The sequence below is a fragment of the Solibacillus ferritrahens genome, from assembly GCF_037027585.1.
Lineage (GTDB): Bacteria > Bacillota > Bacilli > Bacillales_A > Planococcaceae > Solibacillus > Solibacillus ferritrahens.
This window is the reverse complement of the sequence record NZ_JAXCLE010000015.1, coordinates 23281-38667: the sequence shown is the minus strand read 5'-3', so window position 1 is coordinate 38667 and position 15387 is coordinate 23281. Positions and strand designations below refer to the sequence as shown.

At 37.1% G+C, this 15387-nt stretch carries 17 protein-coding genes; 1 reads left to right on the top strand and 16 read right to left on the bottom strand.

The genetic code is table 11. From position 1 onward, the window contains the following. Window positions 1–3: 3 nt before the first annotated feature. Window positions 4–876 (bottom strand): CPBP family intramembrane glutamic endopeptidase, encoded by an 873-nt coding sequence (locus SNE38_RS14305; RefSeq protein ID WP_191704022.1) that lies wholly within the window; start codon window positions 874–876, stop codon window positions 4–6. A gap of 351 nt (window positions 877–1227) precedes the next feature. Between SNE38_RS14305 and SNE38_RS14300 the strand changes: the two genes are divergently transcribed. Further along, a complete protein-coding gene (locus SNE38_RS14300; protein WP_191704023.1) occupies window positions 1228–1677 on the top strand; it encodes a cAMP-binding protein in 450 nt (149 codons plus the stop codon). A gap of 64 nt (window positions 1678–1741) precedes the next feature. Here the strand turns inward: SNE38_RS14300 and SNE38_RS14295 are convergent, their stop codons facing one another. The 15 genes from SNE38_RS14295 to SNE38_RS14225 form a co-directional block, all read right to left on the bottom strand. Beyond that, a complete protein-coding gene (locus tag SNE38_RS14295; protein WP_336046744.1) occupies window positions 1742–2581 on the bottom strand; it encodes an alpha/beta fold hydrolase in 840 nt (279 codons plus the stop codon). A 105-nt stretch (window positions 2582–2686) separates the two neighbouring features. Beyond that, on the bottom strand, window positions 2687–4168 hold the full coding sequence (locus SNE38_RS14290) for a methyl-accepting chemotaxis protein (protein WP_191704025.1): 1482 nt from the start codon (window positions 4166–4168) through the stop codon (window positions 2687–2689). 175 nt (window positions 4169–4343) lie between these two features. Beyond that, complete coding sequence (gene kynB / locus SNE38_RS14285; RefSeq protein ID WP_191704026.1) at window positions 4344–4958, bottom strand: arylformamidase; 615 nt, start codon at window positions 4956–4958, stop codon at window positions 4344–4346. Between the two features lie 10 nt (window positions 4959–4968). After that, the gene (locus SNE38_RS14280) at window positions 4969–6315 is read right to left on the bottom strand and encodes a sodium-dependent transporter (protein WP_191704027.1); all 1347 of its coding nucleotides are present in this window, start codon (window positions 6313–6315) and stop codon (window positions 4969–4971) included. Window positions 6316–6358: 43 nt separating this feature from the next. After that, window positions 6359–7216, bottom strand: coding sequence for a tryptophan 2,3-dioxygenase (kynA, locus tag SNE38_RS14275; protein WP_336046743.1), 858 nt, complete (start codon window positions 7214–7216; stop codon window positions 6359–6361). Window positions 7217–7227: 11 nt separating this feature from the next. Further along, the gene (gene kynU, locus SNE38_RS14270) at window positions 7228–8487 is read right to left on the bottom strand and encodes a kynureninase (RefSeq protein ID WP_191704029.1); all 1260 of its coding nucleotides are present in this window, start codon (window positions 8485–8487) and stop codon (window positions 7228–7230) included. An 83-nt stretch (window positions 8488–8570) separates the two neighbouring features. Continuing rightward, window positions 8571–9446 carry a hypothetical protein gene (locus tag SNE38_RS14265; protein ID WP_336046742.1) on the bottom strand — a complete coding sequence of 292 codons (876 nt, stop codon included), beginning with the start codon at window positions 9444–9446 and terminating at the stop codon, window positions 8571–8573. Further along, a complete protein-coding gene (locus SNE38_RS14260; protein ID WP_336046741.1) occupies window positions 9439–9915 on the bottom strand; it encodes an RNA polymerase sigma factor in 477 nt (158 codons plus the stop codon). The genes SNE38_RS14265 and SNE38_RS14260 overlap by 8 nt, the downstream gene beginning before the upstream one ends. A 126-nt stretch (window positions 9916–10041) precedes the next feature. After that, on the bottom strand, window positions 10042–10221 hold the full coding sequence (locus tag SNE38_RS14255) for a hypothetical protein (protein WP_191704032.1): 180 nt from the start codon (window positions 10219–10221) through the stop codon (window positions 10042–10044). A gap of 126 nt (window positions 10222–10347) precedes the next feature. Beyond that, complete coding sequence (locus SNE38_RS14250) at window positions 10348–11055, bottom strand: response regulator transcription factor (protein ID WP_191704033.1); 708 nt, start codon at window positions 11053–11055, stop codon at window positions 10348–10350. Window positions 11056–11086: 31 nt separating this feature from the next. Beyond that, window positions 11087–11740 (bottom strand): phosphate signaling complex protein PhoU, encoded by a 654-nt coding sequence (gene phoU, locus SNE38_RS14245; protein ID WP_191704034.1) that lies wholly within the window; start codon window positions 11738–11740, stop codon window positions 11087–11089. A 15-nt stretch (window positions 11741–11755) separates the two neighbouring features. Then, the gene (gene pstB, locus SNE38_RS14240) at window positions 11756–12571 is read right to left on the bottom strand and encodes a phosphate ABC transporter ATP-binding protein PstB (RefSeq protein WP_225223779.1); all 816 of its coding nucleotides are present in this window, start codon (window positions 12569–12571) and stop codon (window positions 11756–11758) included. A gap of 16 nt (window positions 12572–12587) precedes the next feature. Next, a complete protein-coding gene (pstA, locus tag SNE38_RS14235) occupies window positions 12588–13412 on the bottom strand; it encodes a phosphate ABC transporter permease PstA (protein WP_336046740.1) in 825 nt (274 codons plus the stop codon). Window position 13413: 1 nt separating this feature from the next. Beyond that, the gene (pstC, locus tag SNE38_RS14230; protein ID WP_191704036.1) at window positions 13414–14328 is read right to left on the bottom strand and encodes a phosphate ABC transporter permease subunit PstC; all 915 of its coding nucleotides are present in this window, start codon (window positions 14326–14328) and stop codon (window positions 13414–13416) included. Window positions 14329–14349: 21 nt separating this feature from the next. Beyond that, on the bottom strand, window positions 14350–15180 hold the full coding sequence (locus SNE38_RS14225) for a phosphate ABC transporter substrate-binding protein (protein WP_191704037.1): 831 nt from the start codon (window positions 15178–15180) through the stop codon (window positions 14350–14352). Window positions 15181–15387 lie beyond the last annotated feature (207 nt).

The window sequence follows — 15387 nt, the reverse complement described above, 5'->3', positions numbered from 1 at the left end:
TACTTAAATAGAATCAAGTTCTCCTTGCTCCTCGACTTTCGGTGGCGGATTTTTTAATTGGCGGAAGCGCTTATAATATTTAACAAGCAAAATTACAATAACGACTGCCAATACTATAAACAAAACACCGTTCATTAACAGTTCACGCTGTGCTTCTTCTGTCGAAGGTAAATCAAGTTCGGCCGTTTGATTTGTATATACATATTGAAGGAATGCAAGAAAATTACTGAAACTATGTAATAACATCGGAACAAATATATTTTTTGTTTTTAAATACGCATAGCCGAGCACACAGCCTAATGCAAAAGCAAACACTACATTAATCGGATTAAGATGAATAATCCCAAAAATTATAGAAGAAATAATAATGCTTTTTTGCGGACTCCATCTCAAAGTAAAGCGACGAAGTAGGATCCCTCTGAACAAAAGTTCCTCATAAATAGGTGCGAGAATACAAATATTAATGAAAAACAAAATATAAACGAGTAATGATGGCTGCACTTCTTCCAAATCGATCATCGGATCAAATAAAAATAAGTTTTGTAAAAGTTCTTCAAACATAAGATACAGAAGTGTTACTACAATCGTTGTAAATACAACGGTAATTAACTGAAAGCAGGTGGTTATCGATAAGTACCTTGCCCAGCGTCCTTTTGACATGATTGTATTCATTGGCTGTTCATTATACGTAAAATTCCATTTCTTTGTTTGATATACAATATACACCAAAAAACAAATGGACATAATAAATGTAATCCATTGCTCACTTTCCGGGAAATCGACTGCAAACACCAATACAATACTCGCTATAAATAAGAAAATCGCAAACAGAATAAAATAACGCATTTTAAATTTTTTCAACTCGGTATAGTCCATTAATTCACACCTCCTGCTTTAAGAATAGCATAATATGACAATATTATCCTTTTACCCCCCTAATTATTTCCCACTCATTCACATTATGATAACGCGTTTCTTTTTAGCAGTTATCAAGATTATGATTAGCCTCTCTTCTTTCGTGGACGAACAACAGCGAAAATAAAATAGACTTATATTTTGGTTTTTAGTAAGATTTATATAAGACTTATCTGACTTATCAAAATGGTAACGCAAATTAATGCAAAGCTATGCAATTACAGGTTAACTGTTTTGCATAGCTTTTAATTTTACCAGTGAGCCTTATCCAAAATTACATTAAAAGTATTAACTTAATTGGAGGTAAATTCATTGAAAAATGTAAATCGTTTATTTGTAATTATCGGCCTTATTATTCTTGTTATTGTCGGGCGCTTCTTTTTAGTCCAAAATGAAGTAACCGAAATTCCTACGGCAACGGTTGTAACTAATGAACAAACAATTGATTCTATTCGTGGAAGCTATTGCTGGCATTCTGCTGGCGAAGCTACATGTGTGGATACTGCAGCGCCTCATGAATTGGTACAGGAATCGAATATGCCTTATATTAAAATTCAACCGAATGAAGAGATTGAATTTAAATATGATCAGCATATTAAGAGTGTTTCGATTCAGCTGTGGCAGGAAGATTATAATTATGAGGAAATCGCAACGACCGCTCGATTTACTGCACCAAGTGAAAAAGGTACATATATTATTTCTAGCCTAACTCGGTTTAGTAATGGGGATGTCAGCGATGTAATAGCAATAGAAGTTGAATAGCAGAACGGAATACAGCATGGTTTTGTACAAAGCCATGCTGTTTTATATTATTTATATAAGATATTTACGCACCCGCAAATTGATTAACCAACTCAGTGAAAGGCTCCTCTTCTTCTAAAAACGGGAAATGATTACTTTTCTCAAAGATAGTTAGGTTGGCATTTTTAATAAGTTCAGCAATTTCTATTCCAAAATTTACTGGGCATTGTGCGTCATACCTTCCTGCATAAATAAAGCTTGGTATGTTAATATCCTTTAATTTTTCTCTTAAATCCATATCCCGATATTCTACTTGTCTAAAATATGTAAGTCGCGGTCCAACAGTCTTCCCGCTATTTGGCTTTTTTAATGCTTCTTTTAGTTTGTCTTCACTGTAATATGAAAATAGCGCCCATTCATAGCCTAATTTTTGGCGGTCTTCCTTGGACGTTGATTGATCACTTAACAAATTCATAATTTCCGTTACACGATGAAAATTTTTATTTTGATGATTATACATACAATCTTTATGCATTGCATATTCGTAACTCGCAGCAGTCCCACCCGCAATCAGTTTCGTTATGGAATTTGGAGCTTGAACTGCATATTGTAAGGCAAGCATCCCTCCTGTAGAATGTCCGCCAAATGCCCACTTTTCAATATGGAGCGCTTTTCGAATTGCTTCCATATCATGTACGGTTTCAACCATGCTGTATTCAGGGTCCTGTTGTGCCCTTACTGAGTTCACTGTACCACGCAAGTTAATTAAATAGACCGTAAATTTAGTGGTAAATGGGTTGGCAAATGCATTTCCTCGCTCATCAAATTCGCTATATAAATGAGTAATCGCCATTGGTTCCCCTTCACCATGTTTAAAATATTCAAATGTACCTCGCGCTGTTTCAATTAAGTTTTGCTGCCACAAATAAATCACGTCCTCTCTTATTTAAAATTACCGATAATTGCCAATCATTTCAACATTTATTTAAGAATATAACAATGCCTGGTAAATTTACTACCAGGCATTCGTTTATCGCTGTTTTGAAATTTCAGATAGATCTTGTTGTAATTGCTGTAATTGTTTACTTGCTTTTGATATGGCCTGCATCATTTCATGTTCTTCATGAATAGATGTAGCAATTTCTTCTGTCATTGCTGCATTTTCTTCAGATATTGCAGATAAGCTTTCCATTTGGTTCATTGCTTCTTCGACCATACCATTTGTATTCGTAATAGTCAGCATATCCTCAGATAGCTTCGTTTGAATATTATCAAAGGATTGCTTTATCCCATTAAAAGAAACCGAAATATCATTTAAAGCTTCTACATTTGAATGCACTGCGTCCTTGCCTTCATATGCTTTTAACCGAGCAGTTGCTGCTCGTTGAAGTAGTTGCTTTGTAACTTCTGTGATATTCGCTGCGATTTCCGCGCTTTGTCCCGCCAGCTTTTTAACTTCATCTGCAACAACAGCAAAACCTTTCCCGTGCTCGCCTGCTCTTGCAGCTTCTATCGATGCATTCAAAGATAATAAGTTTGTTTGGTTAGCAATAGCTTTAATACCATCAAGAAGTTCATTCACTTTTGCTAGACTTTCGTGCAGATCGTCTATTGTTACTGTCGTCAAGTCAATGGAATCACTTAACGTTTCCATACCATTAGTTACCTCATGCACTTTTTTCCAACTGTATTCTACAGCTGCCTGAACCTCAGTTGACCCTTTTACTGTCATTTCTGATGATTGTTTTGTCATGAGCATATTTTGATGAGCTAAAACCATTTGTTCATTAATTTTCTGAATCATTTCCGCTTCACTATGAATTGCGGTTGCCATTTGATTGGAAGAGTGTAGAATTGTTTCACTTGCCACATTCAATGTATGGACATTATCATTCACATTAATAATATTTTGGGCTAATTGGACTGAACCGTCGTCGATTTTATTTAAGATTACCGTTAAATTAGCTAAAAGTTCCTTTGCTTCTTTTTCTTTTGATTGAGCATCTTTCACTAATTTATTGCCCCACTTTGTTAAGCGATAAAGCATAAAATTACAGCCATTAATAATAGCAAAAACTGTAATAAAAATAGGGATGCTTGCATTGTCACCTAGTAATTTCTCTGGTGCCACTATGTACAATAACAAATATAAACTATTTATAACTGTCAAAAAAGTTAATATTAAGCGCTCATTGAAATACATAGCCGCCATAATAAATGTGATAAATAAAATGTAATGCTTATTAATTGCGTCCCCGTCTAAATAAAATAATAAAATAGTGACAATTGCAGGAAGAAGTGCGAAAATTAATCCTTTGGCAAAATAAGAAATCTTCAAAAAATAATTCAATGTCGATAATAGAACGACACTTCCCCCCGCAATGAGATAAGGAATGGATTGTTGAAATCCATTTTTATAAATAAGTGGTGTCAGTATTAATACAACTAATATGACGGTAATAATAGTATTTAGCTGGTGTACCCAATTTAATTTATCAATGCGCTTTTCCAAAATTTATCCCCCTAGGAACTATGTACTGAAATAGTCTATTGTGGATATATTTTACAGTCAGTATATTAAATATTCAATCTATTTTTTTATTACATGAAAATATTATTAAATATATTATTTAAATATAAAAAAAAAGAAGCATCACAAAATTTAATTCGTGTGCCTCTTTCATATATCATTTTTTTCTAACAACAGCCCGTACCGGTGACCCGTCAGCGCCTTCTAATTTTAACGGTAAAGCAATTAAATCATAAAGACCGGGTGTTACTTCGCTTAAATCCAGCCCCTCCAAAATATGAATCCCATTTTCATAAAGCGCATGGTGGGCTAATACTCCCTTGCTATCTAAAGGATCGACAGAAGGATTATCCACACCGAGTAAAATAACACCGCGCTCATTTAGTAAGGATGCTACATCCGGAGAGATTACAGGTATCTCTTCTGGAAACTGCTCAAAAGGCTGTTTCACAGTTTTCAACAGCACACGCTTTGCTCCAAGAAAGTCAACGGATGACAGTCGCTCTGCTGTAATGACCCCCTCTCCGACACAAGATACAATATAACAATCTCCAATATAAGTATTGATGTCTAATTGTTCCATTGTCTCTGCCTCACTATTAAAATGAAAAGGCGCATCTACATGTGTGCCGGTATGCAAGGAAGTTGTTATTCTCCCAATATTGACCGAGCCCGTCTGCTGCTTTGTATACCATATTTCAAATGAAAACGGCGTATCCCCCGGCCAGTTCGGCATCCCTTTTTTCATCGTTTGTGTAATATCAATCCACATAGCATCACCTCTAATACTGAATGACTAAATATAAGAGAACGAGAAAAATTACTGCCGGTACTACAAAGGTCATTAAAATTCGATAGGTTCTGTAAAAGCCTTCCCCCATTTTACTACCTTGTAACAACTCACTTTTGACAACTTTTTTATCCATAATATGCATAATAAAAATTGCTATCAGTAAATTGCCGACCGGTAAAATTACATTGGACACAACAAAATCTGTAAAATCAAAAATACTTCGGCCAAATATTGATACATCACCTAGTGTACTGTATGTCAGTGTCGATGGAATCGAAGCGATAAATACAAGTACACCAATAATCATCGTAATTTGAGCGCGCGTAATATTCCACTTCTCGATTACTGCCGCTACTATAATTTCATACATACTGAAGGATGAAGTTAAAGTCGCGAATAAAAATAAAATTAAAAACATCGCCAAGAAAACTTCGCCAAATGGCATCTGTGAAAATGCTGCCGGCAATACCATGAATAATAATGGCGGTCCGCTTGCCACTTCCATATCAAAAGCAAATACGACCGGGAAAATGGCCAAACCTGCTAAAAAGGAAACAAAAATACTCAATCCTACAACTGAGCCTGCTGAATTTGGTAAGCTTACATCTTTCTTTAAATAAGAACTATATGTAACTAAACATGAAAATCCAACTGCAAGCGCAAAAAATGATTGTCCTAAAGCATATAGTATTGATTCACCTGTAATGTTCGAAAAGTCTGGATATAGGAAAAACTTAATCCCTTCCATCGCGCCATCAAGGGTAACTGCTCTAATGACTAAAATAAAGAACATTATGAATAAAAGCGGCATCATAAACTTATTCGCTTTTTCAATTCCGTTCTGTACACCTAGTGCGATAACGACAACATTGGCAATTGTAAATAATGCTAGTCCAACAAGCGCAATCCACGGTGTTCCTGTTACTTGTCCGAAAAATGCACCTGGATCAACTGATGGCTCAATGACATTTCCGACTATAGATACGCCACTATATACAAATATCCAGCCACCTACAACACTATAAAACGATAATAATAGGAAACATCCCAATATACCAAGCTTTCCGATCCATGCCCAAACTTTCGGATTAGGGGAAAGAACTTTATACGCAGTAACCGCTTCTTTTTGCGCGGCACGCCCAATAATATATTCCGATAATAGCATTGGTAAACCAATAATTAATGTTAGTACTACAAAAATCAAAAAGAATGCGCCGCCTCCACTTTGACCGGCTACGTAGGGCATCTTCCATATCGCCCCAAGCCCTATCGCTGCACCAGCTGACGCTAATACAAATCCTAATTTACTTGACCACTGTCCTTTACTCTTCTCCATTTGCCTCACTCCACTCATCTAAACTAAACTAAACTTAACTAAGCTATAACACTGTTCGTAAATCCCATAGCTCCGGGAAAAAACGATGATCAAGCACTTGACGCAAATAATTGACACCGGATGATCCACCCGTGCCTACTTTAAAGCCAATAATACGCTCGACTGTTTTCATATGACGGAATCGCCATTGCTGCAATGAATCTTCTATATCGACTAGCTTTTCACCGAGCTGGTATAAATCCCAGTACTTATCAGTATTTTCATAGACAGTTTTCCATGCAGCAGCAACTGAGTCGTCACCACTATATACTACCGAAAAATCTCGATTTAGCAAAGCTTCATTAATTGGTAATCCAGCTTTTGCCAATGCTTGGATGGAAACGTCATAAATACTCGGTGCATCGTACGCTTCTTTTAATCTTTCTAAAACGTCCTTTTCTTTCTCATAAATTTTTAAAATATGAGGTGTTTTATATCCAAGCGAAAATTCAATTAAACGATATTGATAGCTTTGGAAACCGGATGCTTTTCCAAGATCATCGCGGAACTGCAAATATTCTGCAGGTGTCATTGTTGCCAATACATCCCACGCCTGAATAATTTGCATTTGTATTTTTGAAACTCGTGCCAGCATTTTAAAAGCCAGCTGCATTTCCCCGCGTTCAATTGCTTGAATCGCACCTTGCATTTCATGAATAATCAGCTTCATCCAAAGCTCGCTTACTTGATGAATAATAATAAAAAGCATTTCATCGTGGTGATTGGATAGGCGGTTTTGATTGTTTAAAATTGCGTCTAAACTTAAATACTCGCCGTATGTCATATCCTCCTTAAAATCGGTATGAATGCCTTTTTCACTTTTTAGCTTTTGATGTAAATCCGAAATCGAACGCTTCTCCATCAAACCACTCCTTATGCAATGATATCCCGCTTGTTTTCATGATTCTCATAAGTCTTATTGAAGACAATATCTTTTAAAATTTGAACAGCATGCCACACTTCTTCAAAGGAATTGTATAGCGCAACAGGCGCTAAGCGGATTCCATTCGGTGCACGGAAATCCGGGACGACCCCATTCTCCTTTAATGCTTTACAAATTCTGGCCGCTTCGTCATGCACTAAAAACAAATGACCGCCACGTGTTTCGTCAAGAGGATTGCCAAATGTGAATGTATTTGGTATTTCATGCATAATGCATTCCATCATATATTCAGTTAAGGCAAGTGATTTTTCACGCACAGCATCAATCCCTGCCTCTGCAAAAATGGAAAGTGCGCCTTCAATTGGTGCCAAACTTAATATATGCGGTGTCCCGATTTGATAAGCCCCTGCATCGGGCGCAGCTGAAATCGTTGTCTCTAAATCAAATTGTTTTTCCTTTGCAGAGCCAAACCAGCCGGCTAAACCTGGTGCTGTACCAAAATGCTTTTCATGGACAAATAAACCTGCGACAGATCCCGGTCCCCCATTTAAGTGCTTATAATTGCACCAAAATGCAAAGTCCGCTCCAATTTCGTGAAGCTGATGCGGAATTGAGCCAATTGAATGGCATAAATCAAAGCCTATGATAATCCCTCGTTCATGAGCCGCTTTCGTAATTGCCTGTAAATCCAGCACTTGCCCACTGCGATATAAAACAGCTGGTAAAACAGCGACTGCTACATCATCAGTCATCGCTTCAATAATTGCTTCAGTCGAAATTGTTTGCCCATCTTCACTTTTTACGAGCTTCATATGGCTTTCCGGTAAATTATGCAGTGCAATTTGACTGGCAACCGCATATAAGTCGGACGGGAAATTCAGCTCATCTGCCAAAATTTTATTCCTCTTCTCGGTTGGTTTGAAAAAAGTAGCAAGTAGCTGATGTAAGTTTGTCGTAGTTGAACCGGTTAATACGACTTCCTTACTTTTTGCTCCAACAAGTGGTGCACAGTATTCCCCTAGCTTTTCAGACAAATAAAACCACGGATGCTCCCCACTCGTCCATCCATCAATTCCGTACTGCCTCCATGAGTCAAGCAATGTAAGCACCGATTGTTCAGCTCGCTTTGACAGTAACCCGAGGGAATTGCCGTCTAAATAGATTTGTCCTTCTTTTTTATAAAACTCATCGGCATATTTTCCAAGTGTATCCTGTTGATCTAGAAGTCTTGCTTTTTCAATTGTAGTCATCCTTTCACCCCTTCTTATTTCCTTACTATTATCGTACGAGGGAAAGAATTTATTGTCAAAGTATTCTGAAACGATATCGATTATTATAATACAAAAGATAAATATAAATAGGTCGGAACAAGTAAACCAAACAATAAAAATGACAGTTTGCGCCAATTGTTATTCCCATATTTATTTTCAATCAAAATATTGATAAAGGCTACAGCAAGACTGCTGACAACAATCCACATGAAATGAATATTGGGAATAGAAAACAGTAGGATGAATAAGCTTAACAAGAACAATAACGTCAGCACACTTTGTCCTGTATGGGAATGCTTAGGTAATTTCCTTTTTGGATCCGATTTATCACGCATTTGGCGATCGACGTATACAAAACTACCGATTAATAAAACAAATAGTGAAAAAAACGCTACAGTGTGGAGGGTAGTCGGTTGATCATACTGAATAAGTGGTATGCCCGAACCATCTTCCCGTTTATAATACTGTCCTGTTGAAGCATCTTCATAGTAGATCTTTTGACGAACAATATATTGATAATACAGCTTAGATGTATTGTCACTGAAATTAAAGCGGTAAGAAGCATAAACTTCCGAAGTTGCATCAGGTTTATCGGTTATTTGTAGCTGATTGTATACTTGCCAAATCTCATCCAATGCTTTCTCATTTGTCACCCGATTTACATGTAACTGCAGTGCGGACTTCGGGTTTCCATTCCCATTTACTGTATACACAGCGATTAGTTGGCTATCATCAGTAGTTGTTGCCATTTGATTATCGAGAGGGGTGGTTGCAATTAAAAACAATGTAATACTTACAATGCTGACGATTAATGCAAATATTGGCCAATCCACAACCTTTTGCTTGCCGCGCTTTATAATTTTGTCAAAATCAGCCTGTTTTTTTTCCTCATCCACTTTAATATTGCGTAAGGTTTTTAAATGCTTCTCTTCAAACATCTTTTTCCCCTCCCAACAGGACACGCAATGCCTTTAAGCCGCGCGCTGTATTATTTTTCACCTTTACTTCACTACAGTTTAAAATCATCGACGTCTCTTTTACCGAATATTCTTCGATATAACGAAGGATTACTACTTCTCGATAGCTCCATTTAATTTGTTGTAATGCACAATAGAGCTTTTCGATTTCTGCATTACGCTCGATTACTTCATCTGGTAAAGCTTCTGTAGCAATAGGGTCTGATTTCAATTGAAAAAAGCCTACAATTTTTTTCCTGCGATAATGATCGTATACAAGATTTCGAGCAATTTTCAGCAAATATGTACGTTCATGCTCAGTATAATTTTTATGATAAAAGCGGTAAAAGGTTTCCTGCAAAAGATCATGTGTTAACTCTGGATCATTCGTTAAATAACGTATGTATTTATATATGGCATCATAATTATTCTCAAAAACTTCGCGTCTCAAATAAATCAGCCTCCTTCCTCTATAAAGACGAGTGACACACAATATGGAATCACTTTTCTATGTAAAAAAAAACCAAAACAAAACCCCGCGCAATTTTTCGATTGCACAGGGTTTCAAATTGCTTAATTATACGCCCATTTTACGGCGTGTGTTGCTCGTTTTTTTCGTTTGTTGGCTTTTCATCTTTTTCGTTGATGTATCACCTTTTAAATTACCCTTACCGCTATTGGCATTGTTTTTCTTAGCCTCTAATTGTTGTTTTACAAGTTCCTGTAAGCTTAATTTCTTTTTTTCTTGTTCTGACATATTCATACCTCCTCATTAACCTTCTCCATTTAGTATAAATCGTGGTTCACCCATTTGTAAAAGAAATGATGCAATTTCCTATTTTAAATTTAAATCACTGACTAACATCATGAAAATAGTCTCCTACTAATTGTAAGAGACTTCTTGTGTCGGGGAATTAAAGTAATACCCTATTCCGCTTTTTGTTTTAATCCATTTTGGCGAACTCGGCTGTTCTTCAATCTTTTCTCGTAATCTTCGAATATGTACATCGACCGTACGCCGATCACCTTTAGTAAAGTCCAGTATATCAATAATTTCCTCACGTGATTTAATATCTCCAGGCTGCTCGAGCAAATGGAGCAGTAATTTAAATTCACGCTTCGTTAATGGAATCTCTACTTCATCTTTAAATACTTTAAAGGTTACTAAATCGACACGGAACGGCCCAATTAATAGTTCTGATATACGCTCCTGCTGCCGAATTTCTTTTTCATGACGTTTTAAATGGATCCGAAGACGTGTGAGCATTTCACGAAATCCAAACGGTTTGCGAATGTATTCCGTTGCACCAATCTCAAGGGCCAGCACAATATCCACCTCATCTGTACGGGCACTTATCATAATGATTGGAAAATCGTGCTCGAAACGAATTTGACGGCATAATTCGATCCCTTCAATGTCGGGAAGCATCCAATCCAAAAGCATGGCATCCGGCTCAAAAGTCTTAATTACTTGCATAATGTTTTTTCCATTTTTTACGCAATGAACTTCATAACCGTCCTTTACTAAATAAATGCGCAGTAAATTCACTAAATTTTCGTCATCTTCAACGACTAATATTTTTTTCGTCATTAATGATTCCCCGCTTCTCTAGTTAACCTAGTTAATTTAAATCAAATAACTGCCCTTTAATAAAGTACGCTGTTGATTCCGCCATATTTGTAATATGGTCTGCTGCACGCTCAACAAAGCGATTAATGAAAAGCAACTGTAACGTTTGCTCTATATCCTGTGGACTTTCTTTTAGATAATCTGTCAGTACTGCATAATTTTCGTGATTCTTCTGATCGACTTTATCGTCAAGCTCGCCAACTGCTTTTGCCAATGCGATATCTTCCTCTATGAAAGCAGTCATCGATTTTTTCAGCATATCCATTGAAATATTTTTCATTTCAACTAAGGATGTTTTGGATAATATTGAATCAGTTTTGCTGATTCTAATCGTCGCTTTTGCTGTATTTACGGCAAAATCCGCTATACGCTCAATATCGGAAGACATTTTAATCATACTAACTATACGACGTAAGTCACGAGCTACAGGCTGCTCTTTCGCCATCAGCCAGATTGCCATTTGATTTATCTCATTTTCCAGTTCATCTATGGACGAATCTTCCTCAATGACAGCTAACGCTAATACCATATCCTGTTCTTCAAGGGCTTTAAACGCTTTTTCCATTGCTACAACCGTCAAGTCTACCATTTCACCCATCTTGTTTTGTAACTCGAGCATGTTCTTTTCGAAATTTTCGCGAATCATCTGTAAATCCCCCTCTTATCCGAATCGTCCTGTTACATAGTCTTCCGTACGCTCGTCTTTTGGAGTCGAGAAAATAACATTTGTATCATCATATTCAACAACTTCACCATTTAAGAAGAACGCTGTTTTATCACTAATACGCGCTGCTTGCTGCATGTTATGCGTAACGATAACAATGGTATAATCTTTTTTCATTTGTGTTATTAGTTCTTCTACTTTCAATGTAGAAATCGGGTCAAGCGCTGAAGTTGGCTCATCCATTAAAATTACGTCTGGCTTCATGGCTATTGCACGGGCGATACATATACGTTGCTGCTGTCCACCGGATAACCCTAAAGCGGAAGATTTTAAACGGTCTTTTACTTCATCCCAAATTGCGGCACCGCGTAAAGATTCCTCAACGATTTCATTTAGAATTTTTTTATTTTTAATCCCCTGCATACGTGGACCATAAGCTACATTATCATAAATGCTCATTGGGAATAGATTCGACTTTTGGAACACCATCCCCACCTTTGTGCGCAGTCTAATGACATCATTCGATTCATATACATTTTCACCATCAATATGAATATTACCAATTACACGCACACCATCAATCAGGTCATTCATGCGATTTAATGTGCGCAGAAATGTTGACTTACCACATCCAGATGGACCGATTAATGCTGTTACTTCCTTTTCTTTTATATCTAAATTGACATTGAATAATGCCTGTTTTTCACCATAAAATAAATTTAAATCGTTTACTTGTATTTTCGTTGCGTAAGTATCCGTCGTTGCACTTGTTGTTGAATTGAAGATTGATGCTTCTGATACGATCATAGTCATGTAAGTTTAGCTCCTTTTAATATTCTGCTTTGTTTAATTTTTTTGAAATATACGTTGCCGATAAATTCAGCACTAAAATAATGACGATCAATACGATACCAACAGCTGCTGCAAGACCGATATCGCCTGCTTCCTGTGTAACTAAAAATGAGTGTACGGTTAATGTACGGGCTGATGAGAATATACTCGTTGGCATAGCCGCTACTGTACCTGCCGTTAAGAAGATTGCCGCCGATTCCCCTACGATACGACCGATTGATAAAATAATACCGGATAAAATTCCTGGCATTGCACTTGGCAGGATAATTTTAATTAGTGTCTGCAACTTTGTCGTTCCTAATGCAAGTGAGCCTTCACGATATGTTGCCGGTACAGTTTTTAACGCTTCTTCTGTCGTTCGAATAATTACTGGTAATACGATGATTGTTAATGTTAATGATGCTGCAATAATCGACATTCCGAGCTTTAAAATGGCTACGAAGAATACGGCACCGAATAGACCATAAATTATGGATGGTATTCCTGTTAGACTTTCTGTTGCAAAACGAATCATGCGAACTAGACGACCTTGTTTTGCATACTCATGCAAGTAAACAGCTGCTAAAATTCCGATTGGTGTTGCTATGGCAAGTGAAATTAAAATCGTTAGTAATGTTGTGACAATCATCGGGAAGATCCCGCCACCACCTGTTGGTGAATAATCCCCGAATATGAAATCAAAGCTAATGTAGGAGAAGCCTTTATAAAAAATATAGCCTACGATAATAACTAGGACAGCTACCGAAACAAATGCGGAACCCCAAAGCAATCCCCGGAGCATATTATCTTTAAATTTTCGCATGTTACTGTGCTCCCTTCGCTGTTATACGAGCTAATACAAAGTTTAAAATAAGAATGAATGAGAATAGTACGATCCCTGTTGCAAACAGCATCTCCTGGTGAGTTCCTGCTGCATAGCCCATTTCAAGAGCAATGTTTGTCGTTAATGGACGTACACTATCCGTTAAGCTTGTTGGAATAATGAGCGAGTTCCCGGCCACTAAAATTACGGCCATTGTTTCACCTAAAGCTCGGCCTAACCCAAGTACGATTGCTGCCATAATTCCTGATTTTGCAGCGGGTACGACTACTTTGAAGATTGTTCCGATTTGCGATACACCAAGTGCTAGTGAACCTTCTCGATATGTTTTCGGTACTGCGCGAATGGCTGTTTCCGCTACCGTTACAATTGTTGGAAGCATCATAATTGCCAGTACTAGAATTACAGCGATTAAACTTTGTCCACGTGCCAAACCAAAATTATTTTGCAGAAATGGTACGATAATGGCTAAACCGAATATCCCGTACAATACAGATGGAATGCCTGCCAATAGCTGAATGGCTGGTGATACAATTTTCGCAACTGATTTCGGCGCTATTTCAGCCAAAAAGATTGCTGTCAGTAATCCAATTGGTACACCAATAATAAGTGCACCAATCGTTGCATAAATCGAAGCAACAATCATTGGGAAAATACCAAATTTATCTTCCGATGGCACCCAATCACTCCCGAAAAGGAAGTCAAAGAAGCTGTAGCCACCTGTTATAAACGGGTTTGAACCTTTATAAAATACAAATCCTACAATAAGTAGTAGGCTGATAACTGATAAAAGCGCACATGCCAGGAAAACTTTTGATGAAAGACTTTCCAAAAAATATTTTCGTTTATTGCCTTTACTAATTTGCTGTTCTAGTTCATTTTTATCTTGTATATTCACACATGTATCCTCCAGCACTGATTATTTCGTTAATGGAATTGCTCCAGCAGCTTCCACAATTTTCTGTCCATCTGCACTTAATATAAAATCCATAAACTTCGTTGCTGCTTCGGGAACGTCTTCTTTATGAACGAATAAGAATGGGCGAGATAATTGATAGTTCCCATCCAATACATTGCCTGCTTCGGCTTTTACACCGTTAATGTCCATAGCTGAAACCGTTTCATCAATGTATTCGAATGATATAAACCCAACAGCGTGTTTATTTGTCGCCACCGTTGTTTTAATATTGCCATTGCCACTTGCTACAATCGCATTGCGAATTAACTGACCTGATTTATAGCCTACTATTTCCTGGAAGGCATCACGCGAACCTGAACCATCCTCACGCGACACGACCACAATCTCCAGATCTTTGCCGCCAAGCTCTTTCCAGTTCGTAATTTCTCCTGTAAAAATCTGTTTTACTTGTTCCATCGTTAAATCTTTTACTGGATTGGAAGGATGAGCTACGACTACAATTCCGTCATAGGCAATAACCAATTCTTTAATGCCCGAATCTATTTCTTCTTGTTTCAAGTCTCGGGATGACATACCGATTTGTGAAACATCCTTGATTGCGTTTGTAATACCGGCTGATGAACCAATTTGGTTAATCTCTATTTTTACGTTTTCAGTTTCCTCATATTTCTCTGCTAATTTCTCTGCTAAAGGTCCGACCGATGTTGAACCTGAAATTGTAATTAAATCTTCGTTGCCGGAATTTGATTCCGAAGTATCTTTGCTATTGCAGGCCGCTAGTACTACCATTAGAATTGTTAATCCAATGAAGTAACATGTTTTTTTCAACATACTTCAATCCTCCATCAACTTGCATTTTTATCTTATGCCTTAACAATACCTTTATAAAATTAATAACATATGTGAATCATGTAAACCTTCTGTAAATTATGAAGAGAGTAATACATATTTTTGTAAAACTCTTAAATAAAATCTGAATATTTCGCATTAATAGTTCTATTAGCCTTAACTTTTTATATTTGTCCTTGATTCGGGCAA

Excerpts from the sequence above, each read along its gene's own strand:
- SNE38_RS14280 (WP_191704027.1), bottom strand. The coding sequence starts at position 6,315 with ATGGAGAAGAGTAAAGGACAGTGGTCAAGTAAATTAGGATTTGTATTA.
- SNE38_RS14305 (WP_191704022.1), bottom strand. The coding sequence starts at position 876 with ATGGACTATACCGAGTTGAAAAAATTTAAAATGCGTTATTTTATTCTG.
- pstB (WP_225223779.1), bottom strand. The coding sequence starts at position 12,571 with ATGACTATGATCGTATCAGAAGCATCAATCTTCAATTCAACAACAAGT.
- kynB (WP_191704026.1), bottom strand. The coding sequence starts at position 4,958 with ATGTGGATTGATATTACACAAACGATGAAAAAAGGGATGCCGAACTGG.
- SNE38_RS14250 (WP_191704033.1), bottom strand. The coding sequence starts at position 11,055 with ATGACGAAAAAAATATTAGTCGTTGAAGATGACGAAAATTTAGTGAAT.
- SNE38_RS14225 (WP_191704037.1), bottom strand. The coding sequence starts at position 15,180 with ATGTTGAAAAAAACATGTTACTTCATTGGATTAACAATTCTAATGGTA.
- SNE38_RS14265 (WP_336046742.1), bottom strand. The coding sequence starts at position 9,446 with ATGTTTGAAGAGAAGCATTTAAAAACCTTACGCAATATTAAAGTGGAT.
- kynU (WP_191704029.1), bottom strand. The coding sequence starts at position 8,487 with ATGACTACAATTGAAAAAGCAAGACTTCTAGATCAACAGGATACACTT.
- SNE38_RS14255 (WP_191704032.1), bottom strand. The coding sequence starts at position 10,221 with ATGTCAGAACAAGAAAAAAAGAAATTAAGCTTACAGGAACTTGTAAAA.
- pstA (WP_336046740.1), bottom strand. The coding sequence starts at position 13,412 with ATGCGAAAATTTAAAGATAATATGCTCCGGGGATTGCTTTGGGGTTCC.
- kynA (WP_336046743.1), bottom strand. The coding sequence starts at position 7,216 with ATGGAGAAGCGTTCGATTTCGGATTTACATCAAAAGCTAAAAAGTGAA.
- phoU (WP_191704034.1), bottom strand. The coding sequence starts at position 11,740 with ATGATTCGCGAAAATTTCGAAAAGAACATGCTCGAGTTACAAAACAAG.